We start from the raw sequence: 26,759 nt of genomic DNA on the forward strand, positions 1-26,759 counted from the left end.
TTCTCGGGACCCAAAGCTTGAAAACAAAACGCCCGCCTGATTAGGCGGGCGTTTTTTTTATGGGGGGGTTACCCGCGGCGGCGACGTCCGCCACGTCCGCCGCGCCCACCAAGTTCGCCGGGCGCTTTGTTGAACCGGATCCATTCTCCGCCAGATTCATCGTTGTTGGTTAGAAAGTTGGCTGCGCGAATGGCTTCCATTTCCTTTCCAGCTTTGGCTTTGGTGCTGCCAAGGCCAAACAGGATGCAAAAGGCTTCGTCATCCAAACCTTCGGGCAAAACGATGCCTGCGGCTTCGACTTCTGCTTTCTTTTCAGCCAGTTTTTTCGGGCCGACGGGCAGGGCGATCGGGTTCATAATCGCGGACGTCATTCCTGCGCCCATTGCCATCGGCAAAAATGCATTGTTGATGCCATGGCGGTTGGGCAGACCAAACGAGATGTTCGACGCGCCGCAGGTTGTATTCACACCCAGTTCATCGCGCAAGCGGCGTACAAGGGTAAAGACCTGCAGACCGGCAGTGCCCATCGCGCCAATTGGCATAACCAGCGGATCAACCACAATGTCATGCGCTGGAATGCCGAAATCTGCGGCACGTTCGACAATCTTTTTCGCAACGGCAAAACGTACATCCGGATCTTCGGAAATGCCGGTGTCATCGTTGGAAATCGCGACAACTGGAACGTTGTATTTTTTGACCAGCGGCAAAACCAGTTCCAAACGTTCTTCTTCGCCGGTGACGGAATTGAGCAAGGGGCGGCCTTCGGCGGCGGCAAGGCCGGATTCCAGCGCACCGGGAACAGAGCTGTCGATACAAAGCGGGCAATCTGTGACGGCTTGGACCCGCTCGATCAACTGGCGCATCAATTCCGGCTCAACAAAGTTATTGTCCGCATAGCGGGGGTCTTCTGCCATCTTGTTGGAAAACACCGCGCCGGAATTGATGTCCAAAACCGTGGCACCAGCGGCGACTTGGGCAATGGCATCGGCTTCGACGCGGGAAAAATCGCCCGCTTCCAATTCCGCATTCAGGATTTTACGCCCTGTAGGGTTGATCCGTTCGCCGATCACGCAGAAGGGCTGATCAAAACCGATGATTGCGGTTTTGCTTTTGGATTCAATAATAGTACGGGTCATTCTTTATCCTTGAAGATCAGAAGCGGGGGCAGCCGCAGGGCCGCCATTGTCAGTTGCCCATTTGGCATTTGTCTTGATGCCGCCAAGTGGGAAGAAATGCACGCGCTCAACGTTAAAGTCCGGGTTTTTGGCTTTGTGCGCGGCTAGCTTGGTCAATACATCGGTTGGCTCATAGGGCAGCAACAGTTTGGACACATCCATCGCGCGCTTTTGCAAGACCTTGAGCGACGGGCCAACACCGCAAGCGATGGCGAATTTTATCAACGTTTGGAGCTTGGCAGGGCCAGCGATGCCAATGTGTATCGGGATATCAATGCCTTCAGCTGCCAGCCGGTCTGCCCAAGCGATGATTGGATCGGCGTCAAAGGCGAACTGCGTGGCAAGGGCCATCTCGGCATCTGTGGTCTCGTTGAATTTTTGCTTCCAGCGGAGGGCATCCATGACCACCGCGTCGCCGCCTTTGGTGTCGATGTCGCGGTTGCCTTCGGGGTGGCCAGCGACATGAAGGCGCTTGAAACCGGCTTTGTCAAAAAGGCCTGTCTCCATCAACTGCATTGAACTGTGGAAATCGCCATGCGGCTCTGCCACGCCGCCCGCCAGCAACAAGGCTTGCTCAACACCAGCTTCGCCTTGGTACATTGCGATCCAGTTTTCCAAAGTCGCCGCATCTTTGATGATACGGGCTGGAAAATGCGGCATGACGGAATAACCTTCGTCCGCGATCCGCTTGGCCGTGGCGACCATTTCTTCGATTGGGGTGCCTTCGATATGGGCAACATAGATGCGTGTGCCCTCAGGCAGCAAATCGCGGAAATTTTCAACCTTGGACGCCGTGCGCGGCATCACCTCGATGGAATAACCTTGCATGAAGGCTTCTAGGTTTTCGTTGCGTGGGCCGTCGACAGGTTTGTCGTCGCGCTTGCGGAAATTCAACAGAGCCATGATGGCCTCCCTCAACTGCATGGTCGGTTTTACGCCCAACCGTCATTTGCGATAAGCGTTTTCAGACGCTCTTGGTCATAGTCTGTGTCCAAACCGGTGGCCGTCTTGGCAGCCAGTTCAGCTTGATCACCTTCTTCGGAACCAGAGGCCACTTTGCGCCATTCTGCCAAATACGCGTCGGCATCAATTTCGCCGCCTTTCATGGCGGCGCGGTCGATGGCCTGTTCGAAACGTTCAGGCAACTGTATCTTGGCTGCGCGGCGACCTTTGCCCACAATCACCTGTGCGGGGATGTCGCGCCAATAGACGATTGTGATATCTGGCATGGTGGTGATTCCTCTTGTTCCTGACTGACCCTAGCCGTGGGAATGGGGCATTCGCCGTCGGTTTTCGACTTGTGCCAATCCATCCGCGACAGGGTAGAGCCTGCGCCGGGAATGTTAAACAGCTGTGGACTGTCGAAGTTTTCACGAAGAACATGAGCCAGATTAACCTTGTCGGAAGTTAGATTTTAAACCAAGCCCTTGTTTTTATGACGTTTATCGGATCGAATATCGCTAGAAAGCGTCTAAATCCTCCTAATCCGCTTACAATCCGCTTACAGCTTTTCATCTTCTAGGACCGCGCGCATGTCCGCAATTGATTCATCTTCGTCAGCCCAAGCGAGATATGTCGTTGCTGTGGTGTTCGTTGAAGAGTGGCCCGCCAGCTTCGAAACGCGGTTCAGCGGCACCCCCCGTTCTAAGAGCCGTGTAATAAATCCGTGCCGCAACCCGTGGGCGGTGCCGGTTACTCCTGCCGCTTTAAAGGCTTTGGCGATGCGGGCGGATGCCATTGCTGACGACAGAGGCTTCCCGACAAAGGACGGGAAAACGAGGTCATTGTTCGATGCCGCTTTTCGTCGCTCAAGGATTTCCCGAACCGACTTCGACATGGGCAAGGTTCGTCGGCTTGCCGAAGTTTTTGTCCCTTCCTTAATCCCCACACGCCGCACAGGGTCTTTAAAAAAGGCCGTGATCCGCCAAATCTTGATCGTATCAGCTTCCCAGTTTACATCCTCCCAGTGTAGCCCTAGCGCCTCCGACAACCGACAACCGGTGTGGGCTAAGACCACGATTAGATCGGCTGTGGCGTCGTTTCCCTTGTCCCGAAGATAATCAGCCGCCCTAAGCCCGTCTGCAAGCGATACGACGCGTGGCGGGGCTTTAGGCAGGGGTAGGGGCTTAACCCCCTCCCAAGGCCGTGTCTCGATAAGGCCCCACTCATGCGCGTTGCGCATCGCCCGCTTTAGGGTTTTCATGCGTTGGTTCGTGCTTACAGAGGCAAGCCCATGCTGTTTCATTCTGATCTGGGCGGTGCCGAAATCCATAGCTGTGATGTCGCCAATCGGCTTTATGTCTAGGACTTCGATCAGCTTGCGGACTGTTAGCTCACGGTTGACGGCTGTTGAATAACGGGAATCACCGACAGTTATGCGAGGGAGCCAAACGTCCCTTAGATAAATGTCCACCGGCATCCGGTCTTTGACGGTTGTGGATAGGAGGGCCTCTTCGGCTTCGGCTTCGCGCAAGGTCGCCAGCTTCTGTGCGCCTCTTTTGCCGTTTGGGCCGGTGTAGCGTTCGTATTGGACTGTGGTCTTTCCGTTCGCGTCAACGGCCCGCCAACAGGCCAAATAGTAAGCATCTTTTCCGCGCGGGGTTCTTTTCGCCGTGTAAGCCATGGGCCTAAATCTTTCTTCGTTTGGGTCGATATATCTTAGATATTGAACTCGGCAAATGGGCGCGACAATAAACCACAGTACGGCATGAGTTTTGGATCAGCCCAAGCCTTTATATTGTATCTAATGACCTGTTATACATAACTTTTTTCGTAAAGAGGGGTTTCCCCATTAATCTCTTTCCGCTAGGCTCGTTTCCGTCAAACGACACCAGAAGGTAGAGATAATGACCAAAGACCCAACCCAGCCCGACACTCTCATGGGCAACGACCCAATCACGGGAGGTGGACGTGAATCAAGCGAAGCAACAGCGAAAGTGGCAAAAGTGGATGGTCCGCTTACCTACAGTGCGACTTCGTTCGGAAAAGCAGTCGGATTGTCGAAAGACAGCATCCGCTCCCTGATCCGGCAAAAAAGGCTGAAGGCTCTGAAGGTTGGCCGACGCTGGGTGATCCCGCGCAGCGAGTTGGAACGGTTCATGGCTGAGATAGAGGCTCTGCAAATTGAGCCGTTTGCAACATCCCAGACACAAGCGAACGGGTGATGTTGCCATAAGCGAAAAGCGGACCCCGAAAGGCCCGCTTCTGATGAAATGGCCCGACCCAACTCACGCCATAACAAAGTTGACTGAAAGATATATCAACGCTTTGGAATATAAAGCATTTTGATCGTCTTTAAAAGCCAAACCAAGGCTTCAGTTACCTTTTAGCTTAGGTCGGCCCACCAAACAGAATCACCATCAATCGCGGGTCTAATTCGGAAGGCTGCTGATCTGATTCGGAAGGCTGACGGTTTTTGTAGGTTTTGGCGGTCTGTGGGCTGATATCGAATAATTCTGGAGAAAAATGTCGAGGCTGAAAATGGTTAACGACTTTTTTTATAAACTAATCTGGGCGGAAACGGCTTTCAAATATCGGGGTTGAATCAATATCCGGTTTTGATAAATTGAAGGAGATAAAAGTGAGCGCGGCGGAATGTAAAAAATTAGAACGGGATGTTGATATGTCTTAAATAATCGCTTTCTGGTTTCAGGATAAAAGTTGAAGGGCTTTCCGAATTCATTCGGAAATATCTTTGCCGTATTCTGGAATGGCAGTAGCGTAAAGAAAGAGGGGAGCCGACCCAAGCCGACACCCCCCCAAAAAAAACCAACATACGAACCTGATATCTTTATATCTCAGATAGTTGGTTTCTCAAAGGGAAAAATGCGGGTTGGCTCTTTCAATAGGGTTTGGGTGGTTATCGCCCAGATTATTTATTGCAAGACAAGGAACATCCCATGGGTGGATTTAGTGATCTTGGTGAAGATATCAAGGAAAGAAACCAATACAGCAACGGTGTCAGTTTAGATAAGCTGACTGAGATGGCAATGGCTGATCTGGAAAAACAACGAGCCAAAGACAATAATCCCCTTCTTAAATCACCAACAATCAAGCGGTGGTTGATGGATAATGATGCGGTGGTTGAGGGGCTTCGGATTACGGTTATTCGCGGTGCGGACGATGGGTCGGGATATCCGGTGGCCTTGGCCGAAGTGCGGTTCCCCCAGAACCCAAAGAATGCCAAAGGGGTGATAAGGATCACCAAGCCCCGCAGAAGCCCCCTAACAGCGGCAGACCTGAAGGAATTGATGCCCTCGGACGATGATCTGAAGGCGATGTATGGTGAGGTAATGGGGCTGGAGGCAGAGGGTATGCTGCCGGTGCCGGTTTCGGTTGAGCCGACTGAGCTTTGTTCACCCTTTGTACTGAAAAATCACAAAGAAAATGAATGGTACATCGAACAAGGCGGGGGCAATGGGATACCTGATTGGTTGTCTGGGGTTGTTGTCTCGCTGGAAAATTGGCCGCGACTGGTTCTGGGTGAAGACCGATGCGCGGTGCCGGTTGTCGATGCTGAAGGCCGGATAACGGCCATTGAGTTTCGCGTTAAGAAGGCTGATGGGGGAAAGATTTGCCAACACTATCGACCCTTTAGCGACGGGATTTGGCGGGTTGATACTGAAGAATTGAACTTGGTCAAGGGTGGTGGCAAGGGCCGCGATACTGTCCTTTTTGAAGGTGCTAAGGCACTGGCAGGGGCTTTGATGATCGCCTTTCCAGAGAAATACGGGGTGGACAAGGACAAGGCAGAACGACACCCATGGTATGACTTCCTCCAAGGTAAGGTTCTGCGGGCCTTTATCGGGGGAACCAACGTCTCACACCGGATCAACTGGGAGCCGATGAAAGATGGAACTGGTGCGATCTATGTTGCGAACGATGCGGATGCGTCCGGTGTTGGTGCCGCAAAAGACATCTCGATGGCTCCGGCCCTAAAAGGGAGGCAGGTTTTCCGTTTCGACTTTCCTGAATACTTCCCGAATGGGTGGGATATTGCGGATGGGTTGTCGGATGTGGCGGCTGCTGGTGAGAAATACTATCGCCAACAAGAGGGAGTGGAGAAGTTTGATCCGGCAATCCACCTGAACCCAAAAAACTTATTGCGGAAGATTACACAGGTCGCCACAGGCAGCAAAACAGCGACCTATATCCCGAAGTCCATTGATGATTGGGGGTACGTGAAGCAGCATGACGAATTTACAGACCTTCAAGACCCGTCCGCTGCCCCCAAAAAAAAAAAAGAAAAGGAGTTTGAACGGACGTTTGATGATCGGGCACCCACCACGAACGGCCTTGCCCCGTCTTTTCGCAGGAATGGTGTTGGGGTTTATGATGGGTATGAGTTTTCCCCACATAAACCGGCGATAATCAGTCAGGATGGGAAGCGGTTGGTTAACCACTGGCAACCCCGAAGAGTGGAGCCTGTTGAGCCTAAAACCCCACAAGATATCGCCCCTCTGGTGAGGTATTTTGAGCACCTGCTTCCTAATCCGTGGGAACGGCTACAGATTTGGAATTGGGTTGCCACGGCGATAGCCCACCAAGACTGGAAGATACCGGCGGTGCTTATTCATGGTCCGGTTCAAGGGACGGGCAAATCCATGCTGATGGATGTTTGGATTGCGCCAATATTGGGATTTGGGATGGTGTCTCGGCCCAATGTTGACAACTTAGGCTCAGAACACCGGACTTGGATGGTTAATAAGGTGATGGTTAACATCGATGACCTGCCGAATAAAGAGAGCAAAGACCGTGCCGACCTGTTGAAGAGTGTGATCACGGCGGGGGAACTTGAGGTCAATCCGAAGAACCGACACATCCGCGCTGTGAAGAACCATGCGACCCTATACTGCACCAGCCAATATGCGACGGCAGTTATGTTGTCTAATGATGGGGATCGGCGGTGGCTTATTGCCGGTTCTGGTGAAGAAAAACTGAGGAACTTTGCGGAGATAAGGGATTATGCGAATGGGGTAGGGCGCGGCCACCTTGTTTGGATCGCTGAAAACTACGAAAATCTGCCGGATTGGTTGGCGGCTGAGATTGGGATTGGTGGTGATGATGTGCCTTCCGAAACGCGGGGGGATGGTGGAGCGATTGGTGATTTGGGCAAGCCTAAATACCTGCCGAGCGGTAAACAGGCCCCTTGGACTTCCTCCAAAGCCGAAACCCGTGCGCAATCCGGTTCGGCTGTTGTTCTTAGGGCCACAGAGGCGCTGAGGGCGGTGATTGAAGAGAGAACAGGAAAGGATGAGCGGGCCTACTTCTCTGACACTCTTTACGAAAGCATCGCCCGACACGGAAGGAAGCATGGCCTTAGCGATGGGTCGATTGCCCAACTCCGTCCACAAAACCTCGGCAAGTCCATTTCGAGCGCGGGGCTGTATAGCTGCCGAGCGAACCAGAACAATCCGAGTTTGCCGAATTACATGAGAGCCAATCGTGAAATCCAAAAGCCCGATGGGTCAACGGTGCCGGTAAGGAAGTATGGTGTTCTGCTTTTGCCGAAAGGAATTGTGGATGAATTAGAGCAGCAGGGGCTGATTAAGGTCAACCCCCAAGAGATGCTGTACGAGCCGCACCCGTCCCCTAGTAAAGCTGTGGTGAAGAAGTGGAAATTGAAGGTTGGCCGTGTCCCTTGGTCAGTTTTGAAAAATGCAATTGGGGCGGATCGGTTGATGTATGGTCTCGATGTCACGATTTGGGGTGATGTCAACTATGAAGGACAGCCTGATATTGAGGATGACGAACCGTTCTAGTGATATAATGGTCCCTTTCGGGTGAAAGGATTTAGGCCGGTTGACGGTTGAACGCGGGTGCGGGATTCAATTCCCCGCCCGCTTTTGTTTTGAGCAACAACGTAATGCGCTGAATTATCTGGGAACTTCGGAAGTGGGTTACTAAATCACAAAAGGGTTACTCCTAAAAACAAAGTAACCCAGAAAGTAACCCAACCTAACCCTCTGATAAGAGAGGGGGAAATCCTAAATGGGTTATAGGTTACTTAATATATGTACTGGATATATAAAAATATAATAATAAGGGTTTTTTGGGGGGGAGGGCGTGCAAGGGCGTGCAGGCATCCAGTGGGTGATTCAAGTAACCCGTATCCCAATCCGCAATTCGTCTAATTATTTCAGGTAGTTAAGCTGGGTTACTTTCTGGGTTACTTTGTTTTTAGAAGTAACCTTTTCAGTGATTTAGTAACCCACCGCGATCCTAGAACGCACAACGGCCACCGCTAGGTGACCTTTAGACTTAGGCTATACCAAACATTCCGACCCGTAAATAAAAAAGAGGCCCAACCCGTTTAAGGGCGAACCTCTTTTTGTGGATTGCGCTTCAATTCAATCCGAATGGACGCCGCCAACGCGCGCGGCCACTATCCGAAGCCTACTGTGATACTATCGCCAGTTCTATCTTTATCCGAACCAAGGCCGAAGTCCGCCGACCTAGGCCCGATATGCAGGCCGATATAAGCGCCGCTCTTAGCCGCTTCGGCTTTCGAGTGACCTACGCCCCCCCGCCGACCTTAGAAGGCCTCTCTCAAGCCTCTTATCCGCCCTGTATCAGAGGCCTACCGTCCGGTGAACAAGGCCACATGCTCAGGATGCAACCCGTAGCTACCGAGCCACCCCCAGCCAAGCCGTGACAAGTAGACATCCCCAACCGGACCCGAACCCTACAGCGCCCCAAGGTTTCCGCCGCTCTATTCAGCTATGCTTCGAAGCGAGGGGGCAAGGACCAAGCCTGCAAGGCCCTACCACCCCACATCCCCCGATTGCCTACGGTCGGTCAGGATATCCGCCGCAACGCCCTAAGACCTCTTAGCGCATCCCTCTGGTGGCCCCCCATCAAGGGGGAGGGCAGTCCAAAACCTAGAAGCCGAAGGTGGCGTCGTTGTCCCCCATCTTCGTTTTTACGTTGGAACAAAACCAGAAAGGCCCATTAGCCACCAAGCAAAAAAACACGCCAGCAATTCCATTCCATTTCACCAGCAATTCCATCCTATTCCGCCATTTTGTGAATAAAAATCACAGCTACGCAATTTTATTGACCCCACTTTTCGAAAAAGGTCAGTATAAATGACCTATCTAAATTGAGGTAAGCCCAATGGCCAAACAGAACCAACTCGACAGACACCGAGAATTAGCCAATTCCGTTTCGCCGGAGCCACCCGCTGACTACGCTAGGACTTGGACAAAGAAACACCATACGATTTGGCGTGAATATGCTTCAGGAAAGGCCGGTGTTGATTACCTCCCCAGTGATTTGCGCCTGTTGGCTCAGGCTGTTGATCTGGAATTGCCGATTTTAGAATGTATGAAGGATATCCGTTTGAACGGAGCCACCCTCCAGACCCCCGCAGGCAGCATCATCACCAACCCATCCCTTTTAGCCCTCCAAAAGATGTCGTCGCTCCAAAATAACCTCTTGCGCCGAATTGGCATCAGCGTTGACGGCACATCCCGCGCCCGTGATATCTCCAAAAACGCCAAAAGCGCCTATAAGACCACAGCCGCCGAAGCTGATTCAAAATCCGATAACAACGACCAATTGTTGATGTAATCCGATGCTGAAAGAACAAACAAAACCGCAATTCCCAAAGCCATTGACACCAATCGACAAAATCTATGTCGATAGCGGTGAATTGACCCGCTTATACCGCCTGTGGGGGGAAAGTGTTGTCGCCCGTGTCACTGCAAAAGTCCAAGAAAAAGGCGGCGGGCCAATCGGTATCGGCTTTCTCAACAGTGCCGAGTTCAAACTCATCTGTGAAATGCTTGATTGGAACCCCGATTGGGCACGAACGCAGCTTGAACCTTTTGCCGGAACCAACCGAAAGCAAGCCGCATGCCAGTCTATCAGACGCCAATGACCCCTGAAGAGATTGCCGAACGGCAGTTCATCTCAATCGCCAGCGCCCTAGATGTGACCCAAGCCACAATCCGCGCCGGAATGGTCGCTTCAAGTTTGCCGGATTTACTTTGCGGGGTCCGTGACATGACCCGCCACTGGAAAATCGACGGCGGGGTGGATCGTCATGTGGAAATCGCGTGGCAACTCCGCAGTTCCGGCAACATCCGGCAATTCCGTTTGGGCGCTACAATCGCCGCAAATCTAATGTGCGATCCTGAGATCAAGCCCTTCCTAATCGCCAGCGATAAGCCGCCCCCGTGGGCCACCCACACCGAGCAATGGCGCAAATTCCTGACTTTCCAGTTCAAGGTGGCTGAGGATTTTCTGGATATCCACTCGGATCGCTACGTCGCAGGCCACCCACGACCATACGCCCATGCCGGCAACTTTAATGAGAACGTCGCATTGAACCGCCGAAAACCGACCGATGCACATTCCGGTGCCAATCTTGGAATAGGAGCTACCACCAGTGAATAACAACCAAACAACCGCCAAAGCCGCCTCAGAATTGGCAGAAGTAATCAAAAGGGCCAAAACACTCGGCGTCACTGAAATCGCCCACCAGATCGACCCTGACCAGATCACCGCCCGTGAGTTAGCCGCCACAGAGCAGCGGCTTTCCGACGCTATCCGTGACTATTCCATGACCTATCTGGGCCTCCACCTGAGCCAAGAAGTAGAAGCCTCCCGCGCTGATTTGGGATTGGCCCTGCTAGGGGAAGCCAATGTCTGAGTTAGACCCTTTCGCTGAAACCCCCGATTTCACCGTGCCAGACTTCGCACCCCCTGACTTCACTTCCCCACGGAACGGCATCTCAGCCACCCCGAAATCTCCCCGTGGCCCATCGTTCATGATGAAGGAAGCCGGTTCTGACGTGACCTTTTCTGGCCCGCCGGTCAACGGTGAATACGTCCGGCACCGGATCAAGGGCAGCATCACCGCCTTAACCAAGGGTGTACAGGCCACCTTCAAAGAGTTCGAAAAACAGACCCTTTCGATCCTAACGAAGCAAGGCTCAGAAACCCAAGACCTTCTTCTCCGTGTCTCTGAGTTGGAAGAGGCTAATGACCAGCTTCTGAGCCGGATCACCAGCCTCGAAGAAGTGGTCTTAGGCATGGATACGCCCGACACCCAAAGCTCCCCTGCCCAAACATCCCCCTTGTTCAATATGGAAGGCGAATAAATGCGCTCCTCACCAAACAACGCTCTCCGCCAGAGCACCAACCGCCAGACCAAGACCTTGACCGAAATGGACCGAAACGCGGAAGTCTATATGAAGCAGAAGGAATTGGCCGCACTCGTGAAACAGCGCGAAGACAACCTGCGGGTTGCCGAGATGGCTCCTGAAATGCTTGCCGAGATGAAGGCCTTAAAGGACACCATCAACATCCTCGGTGACACCGTAAAGCGGCCCGTGGTCCTGACAACTCCGCCTGAAACCGAAGCACCAGCCCACGCCAGCCCCGCCAAAGTCCAAGCCGCTGCCATCGCCGCTGAAATCTTCCGTCAGATCGACCATTCGTCACCCGAAGCCTTCATCAGCACGGTTTTCAAAGGTGAGAAGCACCGGTTCAACAAGCGCAAGGCGATCCGCTCCCACAAAGAAATGGTCAGCCCTTCGTCAACAACCAGCGAAAACAGCGGCCAAGTCCTGACGACTACCGCTGCGATGGATTATTACGCAGAGCCAGACAAGTCCCACCTATTCCCAGCCCTCGTGGCGAATGGGGCACGGCCCATGTTCTTCGACGGTGCCAATGCTTTGTCTATGCCGTACCGCGACGGTGAAGGATCAATCTCCGCAGCCTTCATCGCAGAAGGAGCCACAATCCCCGTGAAGCAGGACTTGTTCAGCTCAACCCTGTTTTCCCGCTACAAGATGGGCGTTATCACGGCCTTTACGAATGAGATCACGCGCCTGACCACCCACTCAGTGGTCGATATCGTCACTGAAAACATCCGCCGTGACAGCTTGGATGCGCTCGATGCCTTCTTGTTAGATAGCACTGCCGCCGTTGTTGGGGTTCGTCCTGCCGGTCTAATGACTGGCGTGACACCGACCGCCTCAACGGGGGATACGGTTGACAATGTTCTGGCAGACTTGCGCGTCTTGTTGGCCCATCTCACCTCGATCCGCGCCCGTAAGCCGGTTCTGATCCTGAACCCGCTGCTCGTTGCGTCTTTATCTCTCAAGGTCACATCCGGCACCGGTATCAGCCCCTTCAAGGACGATCTTGAGAAGGGAATGTTGGCAGGTATTCCAACAATCGTTGTCGATACCGCCCCTGTGGATATGGTTATCGCTCTTGACGCCGACGCGCTCGTGATGGGTGTCGATGTTCCTGAGATTGACTTTTCGAAGGCCGCAACCTTGGTCATGGTCAATGACGATGGGGTCGCCCCGACAATGGCGGAGACCGGCGCTATCACCGAAGCTGGTTCTGTGGACGTATCGGACGCTGCCGATGTTACGGGCGGGCCTGCGAAAGTTCAGTCAATGTTCCAGACCAATTCTATCGCCCTTCGATACATCGTTCCGGTCAGTTGGTCAGTGATCAAAGGCGGAACCGTCGCCGCCATCAGCGGTGTAAGCTGGTGAGCGGCCCAAACGGAAAAGGTCAGGAGGGGGCGGGCAATCTCCGCCTCCACCAGATCGACAAGGGGATGCTGGAAGAAGCCCTGTTCGCCCTAGGCAGTGAAGGCTTCCTACAGGGGTCTATCCACGAAAAAACCGGCATCCCCATTGATAGTGAAGCCATTCGGGAACGGGTCGCAGAGGTTATGACATTGATCGAAACGGAACTTCGAATGTTCGAAAATGCGCAAGCCAAAACGGAAATCTAGCGCCCGCAAGCGCCCGCCCCAGAGCGTCCGGCACACACGACAAAACACAGTTGTACACGAAAGCCAGTCACAAATTGTAGAGCCGAATGCTGATGCTGAGAAGCGAGCTAAAAACCGACATGCGGGAGTGCGACGCGTGATTTGGGCAAAATGCCTGTGCTCAGGCCTTCGCTGACCAAGCAGAGTGGCGGGAATCAGCCCGCAGCGGACCCATGGTCCTCGGTGCGAATTTGCAATAGCTGACCTTCGCCACGCAGGTCGCGACATCACACAATGCGGACGAAGTGCTATTTCGCTGCAATTGCACCAATGTCTTGTTTCGGGATTTCCTGTAATTGACACTAGCTGCCGTGTTTAGAATTTTGCTTTACTCAATGCGTTTAACATAAGGTGAATAAGCCCATGTCTTGGCGCGTTTGCTGGCCATTCGGCAAAGACACTGATTGATTGTAATTCCCATTCAGGCAGCACGATTTCCATCGTGCCGTTGTCAATGCCGGCCGCGACAAGGAACTCGGGTACGATAGCTAGTCCAGCTCCAGCGTGTGCGAGGCGATGCAATGCTTGGGCATCGTTTGTAAACATGTGCAGGGTTGGCTTGATTTTCTTGGTCTCCCCGTCCTTGTTTTTAAAACTCAAAGGAACATTTTGAACTGGTGCAAGCGCCAGCCATTCCCAATCGACGAGCGCCGATGGGTCATTGTCGACGGTCCGCGTTGCAAGATAATCCTTGGACGCAACCAGAACACGTCGCACTTCAAACAGAGTGCGCGACGTCGCAGAGTTCTTTGATATGGCCCCCATGCGAATAGCCAAATCAAACCCATCATCAATTAAAGCGCGACGCGTGTCTGAAAAATCTACAGTCAATGTGATGCGCGGATATGCCCGTGAGAACGCGGCGATCTGATCCGTGATGTGCGACAACGACAGGACCGACGGCAGTGTAATGCGCAACTCTCCACTTGGTTCGCCAGCGGTCGCCGAAAGATCCTGCAATTCGCCTTCTACGGCGTCCAGCATATTGCGTGTTGCCGTCAGCAACCTTTGACCTTCGTTTGTGAGGGTCAGTTTCCTGGTCGAGCGATAGATCAACGCGACGCCAAGATATTCTTCCAGTTGTGAAACATGGTGGCTGACAACGGACGGCGACAAATGCAACTCACGGGCCGCACCCCGAAAAGACCCATGGTCAATCGTTTTGGCAAAGATTGCCATTTGTCTGAGGCGATTAATCATTAGGCAATATTTCCGAACAGTTAAATTTTATAAAACCACCTTATGATTTAATCAGAATGTGTCCATCCTATTCGTACAGAGCGCCGCAAATGCAAGGGCGTCATATCGTTCAAAAGGAAACCTTAACATGAAGACAACACACGCCATCCTCGCGGCAGCGACAATCGCCGCCTCATCAATCGCGTCCTCAGCAACCGCTGATAATTCCGAAACGGTTCAGACGTTCTATGATCTTCTCAGCAACCCGGGCTCGGAAACCCACACTGCCGCATTTGTGGAAGCAACGGCAGACACATGGGAAAGCGTCGGGGACTATTCCGGTGAAAACAAGGGTCGCGACGCGTTCTTGGGACAGGTTGGCGGCTTCGCCCAGCTCTTGCCTGATCTGAACTGGGCCATCCAAGACATGCACGAAAGCGGTGATTTCGTCACTGTGCGCGGCCGCGCGACAGGCACGCCCGTGGCACCGTTTTTCGGTGTCGACGGTGAAGGCCGCAGCTTTGACATCATGACCATCGATATCCACGAACTTGCCGACGGAAAAATCGTCCGCTCCTACCATGTCGAAGACTGGGCAGGCGCATTGCAGCAACTTTCCGGCCGCTAGAAACCTAACCAAAAGGAGTTCTGAAAATGAACAGACGACAAGCATTAAAAGCCTCCGTCGCGGCCGCAACAGCTATGACGCTTGGCTCGGCTGCAACAGCGCAGTCAAACGATGATCAAAGTCAGGCGAGCCTCGACACCGTCATGGCACTTATGGGTGCCATGGGAAGTGGTGACATGGGTGCGATGGCCGATCTGATGGCCGACGATATGGTTTGGCTCAACGCGGGTGATCCGACCGTTCCCTGGATAGGCCCGTGGGATGGAAAGGAAGCGATCTTTGGCTTCCTCGGCGTCTTTAGTGAAAACTTTCAAACGACCAAATGGGAAAACACCGATGTTCTCGCCTCTGGCGACACGGTTGCAATCTTTGGTGACATGAATGGGATCACGACGAAGTCAGGCCAAGAAATTGGTGATTTCACATTCGCCCTGCGTGCCAAAGTCCGCGACGGCCAAGTTGTACTTTGGAATTGGTTTGAAGACAGTTTCGCGGTCAGCCAAGCCTACCACGCAAAGTAACGCCCAAGTCCAAAACCGTGGCCAAATTCATAAGGAAACTAGAATGTTCAAACTTTCAAAACGTCTCACCATTTTGGCCACGGCAACCCTTCTTACCAACGTCACGGCCGCCCTTGCACAGGATATGGCACTGCCAAACCGTGAAGGACCGCGACCCGAAACAACCAATGGCGTCCCTCATATCCAATTGGGTTTGGAGCCGGTTTCGGAACTTACTGAATTGATGTTGAAACAAATGGAAGAGCTCCCAGGTGTCACACTTGGCGCGACACGAGTATCCTTGCCAGGGGCCGTTGGTTTCCAACTGAACCAAGATGTCGACATTGCTAGACCAGAAGCAATCGTCGGTGGCCGCGAGTTCGCGCACGTACACCCCGATGGCAGTCTGCACGCATCACTTGAACCGGAACTGGCCCGCGCCGCGATACAGGCCGGTTGGGCAACACCGCACCCATGGGCCGATCAAAGATCCGGTTGGGAAGGCTTTGTGATGATCTACACGCCCACCACGGAAGCAGAGTTGGATGTCGTACTTGAACTGGTGCGCGGTTCATACCGTTACGTTACCGGGCTGCCCACGCCGTAGTTCACTCAGAAAACTGTACAAAGACAGCCACATTGCGAGGTGGCGTGCGTGAATAGAGCCTCGCTGCTGCCAACTGAACGTGGAAGCCGACATTCAAGCACGTTGCAGCATTCGATACTTCGGGCTCCAAGCCCGAATTCGCCGCGCAGAGCACGAAGGTCCGCTGTCGGGAAGCGGGCCACTCTTTGCAAAGCTCGCTTACTGCGCATAGCTGACCTTAACGGTTGGCGCAGCATGGATGGCCGAGCTATTCGGTGTCTTGACCGACCGCTTTCGTCGATTTGCAGAATGATGTGTGCTGTTGCAGGGAACGGCCCAATGTGCGGATCAGCCTCGGCAAGCGGCGGACCGCCTGACGCGCCCTAGGCTTAGGAGCGAAGTCCGACGAAACGCTTACAATCCGCTTACAAAAAGGGAACAACCCAAGTGAAAGTGACGCCTTTACATATGGTTAACAGGAAAATATTCGGAGTGAAATTAACCTTGTCGATAAACTCAGGCCCTAAAGTCACGCTACGCCTCGTGACACAGAGACAAAGGGCAGCGGCTGATGGTCATTGCAGTAGACGCACATAAACTGGCCTATATGGCCCTGCCCAAGGCCGGGTGTTCATCTGTTAAAGAAGCTTTGGCGCGTTTAGACCCGTCGGTCAAGCTGCCCAAAAGGCGGCATATCACCTTATATACATGGCATGATCTGTACCCGACCAGCCGGTTTCGTCAGCACCGGTTCAAACGCTATGCAGATTACTGGCGGTTTTGTGTTGTGCGTGATCCGGTCAGACGGCTGTTGTCGGTCTACACCAACCGCGTGCTGCAGTTTGGCGACCTGCGCAAAAGTACGAAGATGCGGGCCGGTCCCGATTGGTTGACCGGCATAGCGCGCGACCCCAGCCCGGACGAGTTTTTCCAAAACCTTGATGTCTACAAAAAGGCATCGTCCAGTGTGAAACACCATTCCATCGATGCGTGGTTGTTTGTTGGCCGCGATTTGGGGGTTTATGACAAAGTCTACAAGACCGAAGATTTGGGGCAATTGGCCTATGATCTCAGCCTATTGACCCGCCAACCAGTGGCAATGCCGCGCCGGAACACATCAGAAATGCGATTGCGGTTGGAAGATTTGCAAGACAAGACAATTGATGCGGTCCGTCCATTTCTGGACAGCGAATATAGCTACTTATCAGAGTTTTACGATAATCCTTTGGGCGCACGTGTTCATGCGTCTTGCGCGATGCCGATCCGCCGCGTATCGTAAACTCAAGTTGATATATCGGAGAGGCGCATCATCATGGCGCCCAAGCGTCCCAAGGCTGCGGGCGCTTTCCCGAAACCGGTCGAGAGCACCGCGCCTGAAAGGCCGGATCCTAATGCGCTGTATGCTGCATTGGATCTGGGAACGAATAGTTGTCGCATGCTGATTGCCCAGCCAAAGGGCAGTCAGTTTCATGTGATCGACAGTTTTTCAAAGTCTGTCCAGTTGGGGCAGGGGCTTGAAAAATATGGTCGGCTAAGCCGCGCCTCAATGGGGCGAACGGTAACGGCTTTGCGTGTGTGCCGCCAAAAGATTGAGCGCCACAACGTAGGCCGTATGCGCCTTGTCGCGACTGAGGCCTGCCGTCGGGCGGGCAACGGTCAGGAATTTATGCGCCAAGTGCAGCGGGAAACCGGCCTGACGCTTGAAATCATCAAACCCGAAGAAGAAGCCAGGTTTGCGGTGATTTCTTGTGCGCCCCTGGTTTCAACCAAAACCGAACAGTTGCTCGTGGTGGATATCGGCGGCGGTTCGACTGAATTGGTTTGGCTTGACCTGTCGCAGGTAGCGCCGCGGGATCGACCACGTTCAATTATGCGCTTGCACGCAGGATTTCATCCGCCCGAGAGCCCGTTTCCCGCCGCGAAAGTGGTGGATTGGATTTCGGTGCCTCTGGGGGTGGCGACACTGCGCGATCAGTTTTCCGATGTGTCGGATGATGCGGCACGTTATGCCTTGATGAGTTGGTTTTTCGAAGAACAACTGGCCAATTTCGCCCCCTATGCGGATGAGCAAGCCCGTGAAGGGTTCCAGATCGTTGGCACCAGCGGCACCGTGACCACCGTAGCCGCGTCCCATTTGGGACTACGGCGCTATGACCGCACCAAAGTCGACGGGTTGCGAATGAGCTCTGACCAAATCGAAGCTGTCATTCAGCGCTATTTGGATTTGGGCCCGACGGGCCGCCGGCGCGATCCGCGCATTGGCCCGGACCGGCAGGCTTTGATCATGTCTGGATCCGCGATTTTGCAGGCTTTGTTGCGGATTTGGCCGACAGATCGGCTGAGCGTCGCGGATCGGGGCTTGCGCGAAGGGTTGCTTTACGCGCAGATGTCCGCTGATGGGGTTTTGGAAGACGGCCCCTTGTGATAGGACCGATTTTTCCGGTGCTATTTTGCGAAAAATTGACCCGCTCCAGACCTTAAGAGGCACGTCAACATGGCCAAATCCCCCAAAAATTCTTCTGGGCGCGGACAACGCGACCTGAAGGTTCAGGTAAAAACAGCACGGGGTCGCAAGCTGTCTTCGACCTTATGGTTGCAGCGCCAGTTGAATGATCCCTATGTGAAGCGGGCCGGAATTGATGGCTATCGTGGCCGCGCTGCTTATAAAATCCTGGAACTGGATGACAAATACCGGTTCTTGGTTCCTGGCGCTCGTGTTGTCGATTTGGGCTGTGCGCCCGGTGGTTGGTGTCAGGTTGCAGCCCGCCGTGTAAACGCACTTGGCGACAAGAAGGGCAAGGACACTGGGTATATCCTTGGCATTGATTTGCAGGACGTTGATCCGGTTGCGGGCTGTGAAATTCACAAGCTCGACTTCATGGAAGATGACGCCGACGAAAAAGTTAAAGGCTGGCTCAAAGGCAAAGCCGATGTCGTAATGTCGGACATGGCGGCTTCTTCCTCGGGTCATAAACAGACGGACCACCTGCGCATTATGGCGCTATGCGAAGCGGCTGCCTATTTTGCCTTTGATGTTCTCGAAGAAGGCGGAACCTTTGTTGCCAAAGTTCTGGCCGGCGGTGCCGAAGGAACATTGCAGAAGGTTCTAAAGCAACGGTTCACCAAAGTTGCGCATGTCAAACCTCCGGCCAGCCGATCGAATTCGTCGGAAAAATTCGTCATTGCTACAGGTTTCCGGGGCTGATCTTTCAGACACTGGACGGTCTTTGAAGGACGCGCGTGCCAAGGTCAGCAGGCGTCTTGCTTTTTGTGCGCTCAACGGCGCTGCTTTTGCATGGCCGTCTTGTGGAAGTCCTTGTTCGAACAGATCAAACAGGCGTGAAAACCGGCTGCCCGATGGGAGGGCAGGCGCGATAGGTTTGTGGTGAAGCATTGGCAGTGGCTCCGGATAACAAAGGTTTAGCAGGCTGGCTTTACCCTGAGTTCGAATTGCGGCAGGTTTTGGACTGCGGGACGCCTTGGGCATGGCCTGGGTCGCATTCGGCATGGAGGCTGCGGAGAATTGACGTTTACACTGTGTTAAGCTTGCAGGAATAGCGGATGAATTTTTACTTTTCAGGCATATTTGTCAAAGGTTTAACCTGCATTTCTTTGCTTGGCCTAGTCGCCTGCGAACCGGTAACCATGTTGCCAAATACATCCATTCCATTGCGCAATCCAACAGCTCCTATCGCGTCACAGGTGGATGTAACGGTCGAACGCATGAACGGCGATTGGCAGGTGGTATCCGGGGCCGGAATTGCCGTGGGTAGCCATCTGACAATCACCGATAGTTTGATTTTGATTGATGGCGTTGAACAATCGTTTGTGCCTTCCGGTCCAGGCCGGTTCAAACTTGGAGGCGAAGACATTTGGGTACACTGGTTGGACATAAACAACCGTACAGCAGCCTTGGGAAACCCGGATGGAGCGCGTGTTTGGATCATGGACAGACAAGGAAACCCTGGTGAGCGATTGAATGCGGCGCGCAAGATACTCAACTGGTACGGATACGACCTGAACCGGTTGAAATAGACCGGATATCAGACACTTGGGACAGGGATGAAAAAATGACCAAGATTGCAGCCATAGTTGGCGGTGGTGTAATTGGCGGCGGATGGGCCGCGCGTTTTGCCTTGATGGGATGGAATGTTCAGGTTTTTGATCCTGACCCTGAAGCCAAGCGGAAAATCAGCGAAGTCATGGCGGGTGCAGAGCGGGCTTTGCCGATGCTATATGAGGCACCGCTGCGCGCGCGCGGCAAAATCAGCTTTCATCAAACTATCGCTGAGGCCGTTTCAGGCGCACAATATGTGCAGGAAAGCGTGCCGGAACGGTTGGAGCTAAAGCAAAAGGTTTATGCCGAATTGCAGGCGCATTGTAGCGAGGATGTGGTATTGGCGTCTTCGACCAGCGGGTTCAAACCGTCAGAACTGCAAGAAGGGGCTGCGCGCCCCGGTCAAATAATTGTGGCCCATCCGTTTAATCCCGTCTATTTGTTGCCCTTGGCCGAACTGGTTCCGGGTGTGAACGGCGCGCCGGAGACTGTTGAAAAGGCTCGCGAAATCCTGATCGACATTGGCATGTATCCGCTGCACGTAAAAGCAGAAATTGACGCACATATTGCGGATCGCTTTCTGGAAGCCGTTTGGCGAGAAGCGCTTTGGCTGGTCAAAGACGGCATTGCTACCACCGAGGAAATTGATGATGCGATCCGTTATGGATTTGGCCTGCGGTGGGCACAGATGGGGCTGTTTGAGACCTACCGCGTCGCTGGCGGCGAAGCGGGGATGAAGCATTTCATGGCGCAATTCGGTCCCGCTTTGAAGTGGCCTTGGACCAAACTGATGGATGTGCCGGAGTTCAACGAAGAACTGGTGGATCTGATTGCGGGACAGTCGGATGCGCAGTCCGGCCACATGTCGATCCGCGAATTGGAGCGGCTTCGCGACGATAATCTGGTTGCAATTTTACGGGCACTCAAGGGGCAAAATGCTGGTGCGGGCAAGCTGATCGCCGATCACGATGCCACGTTGCGTGCGCCTTTGGGAGGCGAGGTGCCTTTGGTCACAGTACGCCGGACGGTTCCTGTGGATTGGACCGACGTGAACGGCCATATGAACGAAGGCCGGTATGGTCAGGTCTTCAGCGACGCTTCCGAGGAGCTGATGTTCCATGTCGGCGCGGATCGAGACTATATCGCGGCCGGAAACAGTTATTTTACCGCTGAAACCGGCGTTAAATACGTTCTCGAAACCCATGCAGGCGAAGGGTTTTATGTCGAAACCCGTGTGGCTTTGGGGCAGGGGAAAAAGCTGCGCTTGCTGCACGAAATGAAGCGGGCCAAAGATGATGCGCTGCTGGCGACATGCGATCAGTTTTTGCTACATGTTTCATTGGAAACGCGCAAATCCTGCCCGCCGTTGCCGCAGGTTTTGCAGGCTGTCGAAGCACTGGCAGCCAAACACGCGGATTAAACCGCCGAATAGTCATAGCCCAGAGCAGCCTCTTGCTCTGGGTGTAATTGGTTTTGCAAAAATGCCAAATCTTCTGTTTTCAGGTGCTTTGGGGTTTCTGGCCTTGTTTCGATTGATGGGAGAAACCGGGATCCCAAGCGTTTGACCACGGGCCGGTATTCTTGCCTCCATGATGGCACTTCCAATGCGTTATGCAGATCGGACAAAAACTGTTCGGGGGTGGATTGAACAGCCTCCAAACGGCAAAACACCAAAGTACAGCCGCGATTTTGAAACGACAGCAAGCCGTCCAGCTTGGCGCGGCGCAGGGTGAACAGGTTGGCAAAGGGTAGGCCAGAAATCGGGTGGCGGTCCAACTGCAAGGGCAGACCTTGTCCTCCTGATTGCTGGACCTGCGGAAAATAGCGTTTTCGATCAGCAATCGTAAGCCAAGGAACCCTGATGAACTGCGAAAAAGTCAGCGCTTGCATTGCAGGTGGGCAATGCCAAGGTTTGGCATGCATCGATAGGGCCCATGCGCGGGCATCGCGAACAACGCAGACAATCGCTATATGAGCCGGAATTGCGGTCATCTGTGGAAACCCGTGTTTCCAGCCCATCTCTTCGGTCGGTTTCAAAACCGAGTTGCGCCCAATCAATCGCTTGACAAAATTGGTGCCTGAGGACCGTTCGCCAAACACTTGGATCGCGTGGGGGGCTTGCGCGCCGGTTTTGATGTGCCATCCGGTCGTGCGCAACGCTTCAGAAATCATGGGGCAGGGTCCCGTTTGATGGTTTGAGGGTCACGATAGCGCCCAATTTCAAAGAATGCGATTCTCAGCCTGCATCTGATCGGGTATTGTTGCGGCAAAACAAACAATTGTCGGGGCAAGCAGATGCAATCAGTCGGGGCCGCAGTCACAATGGTGCGCGATGATGCGTTTTTCCTGAAGTCATGGTTGCGCCATTACGGCGACGTACTGGGCCGCGAAAACTGCTACGTGATCAACCATGGGCGGGGAGAAGCAGTGGCCGATCTGGCAAAGGGATGTAATGTCATCGGCATTCCCGGCGATCCGCATCCCAATTTCGACATGAAACGCTGGCGCATGCTCAACAATTTTGTGCAAGGATTGCGGTGCTATTACAATCATATCATCGTTGGCGATGTGGATGAACTGGTCATCGTCGATCCCGATGATGGTCGTAACTTGCTGGAATACCTCACGGATCAGCCACAAAAGCGAATGCTGACTCCGCTAGGTCTTGAGGTAATCCACCGTATTGATCTTGAGCCCGAGGCAATCACAGATCACATCATCGGGCCGCGCCGTCATGTTCGACTTGCGCCACATTATTCCAAACCCTGTATCGTCAGCCATGGCGCGAAAATCGCACGCGGCGGGCATTTTACCCAGTTTGACAGGCTGATTGCGCCGGACGAGCTTTTTCTGATGCACCTGAAGTTCTGCGACTTTTCCGAGTATTCATCCGTGATGAACGCCCGCAATCAAGTGACACAAGACGTTGGGGTCAGTGTCAAAGAGGCCGCTATAGGGCGGCATTGGTTCGCAGAAGCGCGCGGCGAAGACCGTGCCGTGTTTGAAGCATTTGAACATCTAGACCAGCATGAGGGCTTTGATCTGGGCTGGGTACGCAAGCGGATGCATCGCAGCTGGGGACCGCGCGGCGACACCGGTTTTTTCCAGTTCAACCGGCCTGAGTATGACGCGCAGTTTGTCCTGCCCGATCGATTCATTGGAGTTATCTAACGGATTACTTTCCGGCAGATGTCACAAAGGTGAGCTCGGAAAAATCGATTTCTGGAAATTCCATGTCCATGGAGTCATTTGCGCTCAAAACGAAACCGCGCAAATGATCATCAAACATTGTATGCCCTGCGGCCCAGACGCTTGGCGGGGCATAGCTAAGGGCCAGTGCCAGCCCGGTTCCGAACAACAAACCTGCGGAAGCGGTGCGTTGCCGGCCCCTTTGAAACACAGCGCGCAGTACATGAACAACCAGCAAGACCATGGAAACAGCAATCGCAATGGTCAATCCCGCCACAACCGATGTATGGTACTGCGAGGGTAAAACTCCCTGACTTAGGTAGGCATCAATCGCGGGCCGGTTCGCGGCAAGGAACAAGATCGCATAGGCCCAACCGAACCCCACAACCGAAGCTTTGAACGTGCGGGACCTGCCGGTTTCAGCTCGGGCTCCGTGCTCTGTCGCGTGAACGTTGGAATCTACCCGCTTTACACGTTGGCGAAAGTCGAGCTGGGTCAGTTTGCGTGGGGGTCTTTTCATGGGCCAAGGTTTAGCGGCGAATATTGTCAAACCTACGAAGGATTATGGCCATTCCGTCACTTTTGAGCCCATGAACATCGAAACTCGGGTCTTTCAGTGGGGTTTCTTTGAACGGTTTTCATAAATTTGAGAATAGCTCAAGAATTCTGACAGTTATATCCAACAGTCTATTGGCCGATTCTGTGTAGTCAAAGGGGCGCTGAAAACCCAGCGCCCCGAAGTTTGTGCTGTATCAATGGTGTTTAGCGGTTGATGGCATCTAAAATGCGGGCCCAGCTGCGGATACCTTTGTGAAAGCTTTCAACATCGTATTTTTCGTTCGGTGAATGAATTTGATCGTCGTCCTTGCCCCAGCCGACCAACATCGAATCCATCCCAAGCAGGGTTTCGAAAAAGCCTGCGACCGGGATCGATCCACCGCATCCGGCAAAGGCAGCTTCGTGCCCCCATTCAGCCCCGAGAACGGATCGCGCCTGTTCAAAGGCCGGATGGACAGTGGACATCTGACCGGCTTGCGACGCGCCGTGACCGCTAAATTCCACCTCTACATCAGAGGGCAACTGCGCCTGAACCCATGCGCGAAAGTTTTTGCGAATGACATGCGGATCCTGGGTTCCAACCAAGCGAAAACTGACTTTAGCATGCGCCTGTCCGGGCAAAACGGTTTTGAAACCATCGCCAGTGTAGCCGCCCCAAATGCCGTTTACATCGGCAGTAGGCCGCGACCAGATCATTTCGATCGGGCTGCGGTCTTGCTCGCCTGCAGGGGCAGATAGGCCGACATCGCCTAAAAAGGTGCTGTGATCGAATTCAAGCGCCTTCCATTGTTCAGCAATATCGGGAGCAAGTTCCGGCACTCCATCGTAGAAATTTGGCACCTGCACCCGCCCGGTATCATCATGTAGATTGGCCAAAATCCCGCACAGTACCCGGATCGGGTTCATCGCAAGGCCGCCGAACATTCCGGAGTGCAAATCTTTGTTGGCGGCGGTGATGGTCATCTCTTCGCCCAACAATCCGCGCAGCTGGGTGATGATCGCCGGAACCCGACTTTCGAACAGACCAGTGTCACAGATCAACGCGAGGTCTGCTTTCAGGTCATCGGCGTTTTCTTTGAGGAAGGGAACCAAAGAGGGGGATCCGCTTTCTTCCTCGCCCTCAAAGAAGAAGGTGATTCGACAGGGCATCTTTCCATGTTCGGCTTTCCAAGCCCGGCAGGCTTCGACGAAAGTCATAAGTTGGCCTTTGTCATCGGACGATCCGCGCCCGCGGATCACTTTTCCCTTGGCTGTGTCTTCGATTTGGGGGTCAAACGGATCGTTGTTCCATAGATCGAGAGGATCAACCGGTTGGACATCATAGTGGCCGTAAAACAGCACATGCGGGCCGTCGCCGTCGACATGGCCGACCACCATAGGATGCCCCGGCGTTTCGCGGATTTCGGCGTCTACGCCCAGCGTTTTGAGATCCGCCACCAACCAGTCGGCAGCCTTGCTACATTGGTCTTTGAAGGCTGGATCTGTCGAGATTGACTGGATGCGCAGCAGGTCTAAAAGGCGGTCAATTGCATTGGGAAGATCGGCATCAATGCGCGACAAAACATTGTCGAGAGACATGGGGTCATCACTCCTTGGAAATAGGTTGAGATGACCCTATCAGAGGCCAAGGCGGTGTCCAGCAACGCCGTAAAGTTTCCGATAGAGGACAAAAGTCGGGTTTGCCGGACTAAGGGTTTCCAAAAGCTTGACGTAAATCAAGGATGCGACCGTAGGTCCGACGCTAAACCGTAGACATAAAGTTGCGCGGGCGATATGCATTCACCAAACTGAATGCCAAATCAGACTGCTTTAAGGGCCATTCCGCGCGACAGGCCCATGACAAGAAGGAGGTCACCGGTGAACTACACCGCGAAACTCGACGATGCCCTAAACCGTCTTCACGAAGAAGGCCGGTACCGTACCTTCATTGATATCGAGCGAAAGAAAGGTAACTTTCCGCACGCCACATGGACGAAACCCGATGGAACCGAGCAGCCTATCACGGTTTGGTGTGGGAATGACTATTTGGGAATGGGGCAAAATCCCGTCGTTCTAGAAGCCATGCACGAGGCGATCGACGCCACTGGCGCTGGCTCGGGCGGCACCCGGAATATTTCTGGCACAACTGTGTATCACAAAGCGCTTGAGGCCGAGCTGGCTGATTTGCACGGCAAAGAGGCCGCATTGCTGTTTAACAGCGCCTATGTTGCCAATGACGCGACATTGTCCACGCTTCCTAAACTGTTCCCCGGTTTGATTATCTATTCGGATCAACTGAACCACGCATCGATGATCGAAGGTGTGCGACGCAATGGCGGGGCCAAGCGGGTTTTCCGACACAATGACGTTGACCATTTGCGCGAACTGATCATGGCGGATGACCCCAAAGCGCCGAAACTGATCGCCTTTGAATCAGTCTATTCGATGGATGGCGATTTTGGCCCCATCGAAGAGATCTGCGATCTCGCCGACGAATTTGGTGCCTTGACCTATATCGACGAAGTGCACGCTGTTGGCATGTACGGCCCGCGCGGTGCCGGTGTTGCCGAACGTGATCGTCTGATGCACCGTTTGGATATTATCAACGGAACTTTGGCCAAGGCCTATGGTGTTGTTGGTGGGTATATCACTGCTAGCGCGAAAATGTGCGATGCCGTAAGATCTTATGCGCCGGGCTTCATCTTCTCTAGTTCGCTGCCACCTGCGGTCGCGGCTGGTGCCTGTGCCTCTGTTCGTCATCTCAAACATGACCGCACCTTGCGTGAACAACATCAAACTCAAGCCAAAATTCTAAAAACCCGCCTTAAGGGGCTTGGTATGCCGATCATCGATCACGGCAGTCATATTGTGCCTGTGATCGTGGGCAACCCTGTGCATACCAAGAAGCTGTCTGATATGCTTCTGGAAGGGTTTGGCATCTACGTGCAGCCCATCAACTTTCCGACGGTTCCACGCGGAACCGAACGTCTACGGTTTACGCCGTCACCAGTGCACGGTCCTGATGAAATGGACAAATTGGTGCATGCAATGGATGAACTTTGGAGCCACTGTGCGCTGAATCGTGCCGAACTGGCCGGGTAA

At 53.5% G+C, this 26,759-nt stretch carries 27 protein-coding genes; 19 read left to right on the top strand and 8 right to left on the bottom strand.

Annotated features, from left to right (window positions below):
• Window positions 1-68: 68 nt before the first annotated feature.
• The 4 genes from C8N36_RS06790 to C8N36_RS06805 all read right to left on the bottom strand — a co-directional run bounded on the left by C8N36_RS06790 (window position 69) and on the right by C8N36_RS06805 (window position 3,798).
• Window positions 69-1,136, bottom strand: a complete 1,068-nt coding sequence (locus C8N36_RS06790) for a methyltetrahydrofolate cobalamin methyltransferase (RefSeq protein WP_097804007.1) — start codon at window positions 1,134-1,136, stop codon at window positions 69-71.
• 3 nt (window positions 1,137-1,139) lie between these two features.
• Entirely contained in the window at window positions 1,140-2,078 is a 939-nt protein-coding gene (locus C8N36_RS06795; protein WP_097804152.1) for a methylenetetrahydrofolate reductase, read from the bottom strand.
• Between the two features lie 29 nt (window positions 2,079-2,107).
• Complete coding sequence (locus C8N36_RS06800; protein WP_097804006.1) at window positions 2,108-2,404, bottom strand: virulence factor; 297 nt, start codon at window positions 2,402-2,404, stop codon at window positions 2,108-2,110.
• A gap of 272 nt (window positions 2,405-2,676) precedes the next feature.
• Entirely contained in the window at window positions 2,677-3,798 is a 1,122-nt protein-coding gene (locus C8N36_RS06805; RefSeq protein WP_097804005.1) for a tyrosine-type recombinase/integrase, read from the bottom strand.
• Between the two features lie 223 nt (window positions 3,799-4,021).
• On the opposite strand from C8N36_RS06805, the gene C8N36_RS06810 reads away from it, so the two are divergent.
• From C8N36_RS06810 to C8N36_RS06850, 9 genes are all read left to right on the top strand, one after another.
• A complete protein-coding gene (locus C8N36_RS06810) occupies window positions 4,022-4,339 on the top strand; it encodes a helix-turn-helix domain-containing protein (protein WP_097804004.1) in 318 nt (105 codons plus the stop codon).
• A gap of 735 nt (window positions 4,340-5,074) precedes the next feature.
• Window positions 5,075-7,936 (top strand): primase-helicase family protein, encoded by a 2,862-nt coding sequence (locus C8N36_RS06815; RefSeq protein WP_097804003.1) that lies wholly within the window; start codon window positions 5,075-5,077, stop codon window positions 7,934-7,936.
• 1,354 nt (window positions 7,937-9,290) lie between these two features.
• A complete protein-coding gene (locus tag C8N36_RS06820) occupies window positions 9,291-9,746 on the top strand; it encodes a hypothetical protein (RefSeq protein WP_097804002.1) in 456 nt (151 codons plus the stop codon).
• Between the two features lie 4 nt (window positions 9,747-9,750).
• Window positions 9,751-10,056 carry a hypothetical protein gene (locus tag C8N36_RS06825; RefSeq protein WP_097804001.1) on the top strand — a complete coding sequence of 102 codons (306 nt, stop codon included), beginning with the start codon at window positions 9,751-9,753 and terminating at the stop codon, window positions 10,054-10,056.
• Window positions 10,032-10,574 carry a hypothetical protein gene (locus C8N36_RS06830; RefSeq protein ID WP_141467995.1) on the top strand — a complete coding sequence of 181 codons (543 nt, stop codon included), beginning with the start codon at window positions 10,032-10,034 and terminating at the stop codon, window positions 10,572-10,574. The genes C8N36_RS06825 and C8N36_RS06830 overlap by 25 nt, the downstream gene beginning before the upstream one ends.
• Window positions 10,567-10,830 (top strand): hypothetical protein, encoded by a 264-nt coding sequence (locus C8N36_RS06835; RefSeq protein ID WP_097803999.1) that lies wholly within the window; start codon window positions 10,567-10,569, stop codon window positions 10,828-10,830. The genes C8N36_RS06830 and C8N36_RS06835 overlap by 8 nt, the downstream gene beginning before the upstream one ends.
• On the top strand, window positions 10,823-11,281 hold the full coding sequence (locus C8N36_RS06840) for a hypothetical protein (protein WP_097803998.1): 459 nt from the start codon (window positions 10,823-10,825) through the stop codon (window positions 11,279-11,281). Before C8N36_RS06835 ends, C8N36_RS06840 begins: the two co-directional genes overlap by 8 nt.
• The gene (locus C8N36_RS06845; protein WP_097803997.1) at window positions 11,282-12,697 is read left to right on the top strand and encodes a hypothetical protein; all 1,416 of its coding nucleotides are present in this window, start codon (window positions 11,282-11,284) and stop codon (window positions 12,695-12,697) included. It begins immediately after the preceding gene.
• Complete coding sequence (locus tag C8N36_RS06850) at window positions 12,694-12,942, top strand: hypothetical protein (protein WP_097803996.1); 249 nt, start codon at window positions 12,694-12,696, stop codon at window positions 12,940-12,942. Before C8N36_RS06845 ends, C8N36_RS06850 begins: the two co-directional genes overlap by 4 nt.
• A 354-nt stretch (window positions 12,943-13,296) precedes the next feature.
• Here C8N36_RS06850 and C8N36_RS06855 read toward each other — a convergent pair whose 3' ends face one another.
• Window positions 13,297-14,181, bottom strand: a complete 885-nt coding sequence (locus C8N36_RS06855) for a LysR family transcriptional regulator (protein WP_097803995.1) — start codon at window positions 14,179-14,181, stop codon at window positions 13,297-13,299.
• A 127-nt stretch (window positions 14,182-14,308) separates the two neighbouring features.
• Between C8N36_RS06855 and C8N36_RS06860 the strand changes: the two genes are divergently transcribed.
• The 8 genes from C8N36_RS06860 to C8N36_RS06895 all read left to right on the top strand — a co-directional run bounded on the left by C8N36_RS06860 (window position 14,309) and on the right by C8N36_RS06895 (window position 21,351).
• Window positions 14,309-14,788 carry an ester cyclase gene (locus C8N36_RS06860; RefSeq protein ID WP_097803994.1) on the top strand — a complete coding sequence of 160 codons (480 nt, stop codon included), beginning with the start codon at window positions 14,309-14,311 and terminating at the stop codon, window positions 14,786-14,788.
• 26 nt (window positions 14,789-14,814) lie between these two features.
• On the top strand, window positions 14,815-15,309 hold the full coding sequence (locus tag C8N36_RS06865; protein WP_245910744.1) for a nuclear transport factor 2 family protein: 495 nt from the start codon (window positions 14,815-14,817) through the stop codon (window positions 15,307-15,309).
• A 43-nt stretch (window positions 15,310-15,352) separates the two neighbouring features.
• Complete coding sequence (locus C8N36_RS06870) at window positions 15,353-15,895, top strand: luciferase domain-containing protein (RefSeq protein WP_097803993.1); 543 nt, start codon at window positions 15,353-15,355, stop codon at window positions 15,893-15,895.
• A 550-nt stretch (window positions 15,896-16,445) separates the two neighbouring features.
• Complete coding sequence (locus tag C8N36_RS06875) at window positions 16,446-17,153, top strand: sulfotransferase family 2 domain-containing protein (RefSeq protein ID WP_097803992.1); 708 nt, start codon at window positions 16,446-16,448, stop codon at window positions 17,151-17,153.
• 33 nt (window positions 17,154-17,186) lie between these two features.
• Window positions 17,187-18,299 carry a Ppx/GppA phosphatase family protein gene (locus tag C8N36_RS06880; RefSeq protein ID WP_097803991.1) on the top strand — a complete coding sequence of 371 codons (1,113 nt, stop codon included), beginning with the start codon at window positions 17,187-17,189 and terminating at the stop codon, window positions 18,297-18,299.
• A 69-nt stretch (window positions 18,300-18,368) separates the two neighbouring features.
• The gene (locus tag C8N36_RS06885) at window positions 18,369-19,079 is read left to right on the top strand and encodes an RlmE family RNA methyltransferase (RefSeq protein WP_097803990.1); all 711 of its coding nucleotides are present in this window, start codon (window positions 18,369-18,371) and stop codon (window positions 19,077-19,079) included.
• A gap of 356 nt (window positions 19,080-19,435) precedes the next feature.
• A complete protein-coding gene (locus C8N36_RS06890; protein ID WP_097803989.1) occupies window positions 19,436-19,909 on the top strand; it encodes a lipocalin/fatty acid-binding family protein in 474 nt (157 codons plus the stop codon).
• A gap of 35 nt (window positions 19,910-19,944) precedes the next feature.
• Window positions 19,945-21,351, top strand: a complete 1,407-nt coding sequence (locus C8N36_RS06895; RefSeq protein WP_097803988.1) for a carnitine 3-dehydrogenase — start codon at window positions 19,945-19,947, stop codon at window positions 21,349-21,351.
• On the opposite strand, the gene C8N36_RS06900 is transcribed toward C8N36_RS06895, so the two are convergent.
• Complete coding sequence (locus tag C8N36_RS06900; protein ID WP_097803987.1) at window positions 21,348-22,103, bottom strand: hypothetical protein; 756 nt, start codon at window positions 22,101-22,103, stop codon at window positions 21,348-21,350. The two genes, C8N36_RS06895 and C8N36_RS06900, sit on opposite strands and share 4 nt — an antisense overlap.
• A 123-nt stretch (window positions 22,104-22,226) precedes the next feature.
• On the opposite strand from C8N36_RS06900, the gene C8N36_RS06905 reads away from it, so the two are divergent.
• Window positions 22,227-23,102 carry a glycosyltransferase family 2 protein gene (locus C8N36_RS06905; protein WP_097803986.1) on the top strand — a complete coding sequence of 292 codons (876 nt, stop codon included), beginning with the start codon at window positions 22,227-22,229 and terminating at the stop codon, window positions 23,100-23,102.
• Window positions 23,103-23,106: 4 nt separating this feature from the next.
• On the opposite strand, the gene C8N36_RS06910 is transcribed toward C8N36_RS06905, so the two are convergent.
• Complete coding sequence (locus tag C8N36_RS06910; protein WP_097803985.1) at window positions 23,107-23,640, bottom strand: hypothetical protein; 534 nt, start codon at window positions 23,638-23,640, stop codon at window positions 23,107-23,109.
• 242 nt (window positions 23,641-23,882) lie between these two features.
• Entirely contained in the window at window positions 23,883-25,256 is a 1,374-nt protein-coding gene (locus C8N36_RS06915) for a M20/M25/M40 family metallo-hydrolase (protein WP_097803984.1), read from the bottom strand.
• Between the two features lie 279 nt (window positions 25,257-25,535).
• Here C8N36_RS06915 and hemA point away from each other — a divergent pair, with 279 nt between their 5' ends.
• A complete protein-coding gene (gene hemA / locus C8N36_RS06920; protein ID WP_097803983.1) occupies window positions 25,536-26,759 on the top strand; it encodes a 5-aminolevulinate synthase in 1,224 nt (407 codons plus the stop codon).

The sequence above is a fragment of the Pelagimonas varians genome, assembly GCF_003208435.1.
Classification (GTDB): domain Bacteria; phylum Pseudomonadota; class Alphaproteobacteria; order Rhodobacterales; family Rhodobacteraceae; genus Pelagimonas; species Pelagimonas varians.

Excerpts from the sequence above, each read along its gene's own strand:
- C8N36_RS06790 (WP_097804007.1), bottom strand. The coding sequence starts at position 1,136 with ATGACCCGTACTATTATTGAATCCAAAAGCAAAACCGCAATCATCGGT.
- C8N36_RS06795 (WP_097804152.1), bottom strand. The coding sequence starts at position 2,078 with ATGGCTCTGTTGAATTTCCGCAAGCGCGACGACAAACCTGTCGACGGC.
- C8N36_RS06800 (WP_097804006.1), bottom strand. The coding sequence starts at position 2,404 with ATGCCAGATATCACAATCGTCTATTGGCGCGACATCCCCGCACAGGTG.
- C8N36_RS06805 (WP_097804005.1), bottom strand. The coding sequence starts at position 3,798 with ATGGCTTACACGGCGAAAAGAACCCCGCGCGGAAAAGATGCTTACTAT.
- C8N36_RS06810 (WP_097804004.1), top strand. The coding sequence starts at position 4,022 with ATGACCAAAGACCCAACCCAGCCCGACACTCTCATGGGCAACGACCCA.
- C8N36_RS06815 (WP_097804003.1), top strand. The coding sequence starts at position 5,075 with ATGGGTGGATTTAGTGATCTTGGTGAAGATATCAAGGAAAGAAACCAA.
- C8N36_RS06820 (WP_097804002.1), top strand. The coding sequence starts at position 9,291 with ATGGCCAAACAGAACCAACTCGACAGACACCGAGAATTAGCCAATTCC.
- C8N36_RS06825 (WP_097804001.1), top strand. The coding sequence starts at position 9,751 with ATGCTGAAAGAACAAACAAAACCGCAATTCCCAAAGCCATTGACACCA.
- C8N36_RS06830 (WP_141467995.1), top strand. The coding sequence starts at position 10,032 with ATGCCAGTCTATCAGACGCCAATGACCCCTGAAGAGATTGCCGAACGG.
- C8N36_RS06840 (WP_097803998.1), top strand. The coding sequence starts at position 10,823 with ATGTCTGAGTTAGACCCTTTCGCTGAAACCCCCGATTTCACCGTGCCA.
- C8N36_RS06845 (WP_097803997.1), top strand. The coding sequence starts at position 11,282 with ATGCGCTCCTCACCAAACAACGCTCTCCGCCAGAGCACCAACCGCCAG.
- C8N36_RS06855 (WP_097803995.1), bottom strand. The coding sequence starts at position 14,181 with ATGATTAATCGCCTCAGACAAATGGCAATCTTTGCCAAAACGATTGAC.
- C8N36_RS06860 (WP_097803994.1), top strand. The coding sequence starts at position 14,309 with ATGAAGACAACACACGCCATCCTCGCGGCAGCGACAATCGCCGCCTCA.
- C8N36_RS06865 (WP_245910744.1), top strand. The coding sequence starts at position 14,815 with ATGAACAGACGACAAGCATTAAAAGCCTCCGTCGCGGCCGCAACAGCT.
- C8N36_RS06870 (WP_097803993.1), top strand. The coding sequence starts at position 15,353 with ATGTTCAAACTTTCAAAACGTCTCACCATTTTGGCCACGGCAACCCTT.
- C8N36_RS06875 (WP_097803992.1), top strand. The coding sequence starts at position 16,446 with ATGGTCATTGCAGTAGACGCACATAAACTGGCCTATATGGCCCTGCCC.
- C8N36_RS06880 (WP_097803991.1), top strand. The coding sequence starts at position 17,187 with ATGGCGCCCAAGCGTCCCAAGGCTGCGGGCGCTTTCCCGAAACCGGTC.
- C8N36_RS06885 (WP_097803990.1), top strand. The coding sequence starts at position 18,369 with ATGGCCAAATCCCCCAAAAATTCTTCTGGGCGCGGACAACGCGACCTG.
- C8N36_RS06890 (WP_097803989.1), top strand. The coding sequence starts at position 19,436 with ATGAATTTTTACTTTTCAGGCATATTTGTCAAAGGTTTAACCTGCATT.
- C8N36_RS06895 (WP_097803988.1), top strand. The coding sequence starts at position 19,945 with ATGACCAAGATTGCAGCCATAGTTGGCGGTGGTGTAATTGGCGGCGGA.
- C8N36_RS06900 (WP_097803987.1), bottom strand. The coding sequence starts at position 22,103 with ATGATTTCTGAAGCGTTGCGCACGACCGGATGGCACATCAAAACCGGC.
- C8N36_RS06905 (WP_097803986.1), top strand. The coding sequence starts at position 22,227 with ATGCAATCAGTCGGGGCCGCAGTCACAATGGTGCGCGATGATGCGTTT.
- C8N36_RS06910 (WP_097803985.1), bottom strand. The coding sequence starts at position 23,640 with ATGAAAAGACCCCCACGCAAACTGACCCAGCTCGACTTTCGCCAACGT.
- C8N36_RS06915 (WP_097803984.1), bottom strand. The coding sequence starts at position 25,256 with ATGTCTCTCGACAATGTTTTGTCGCGCATTGATGCCGATCTTCCCAAT.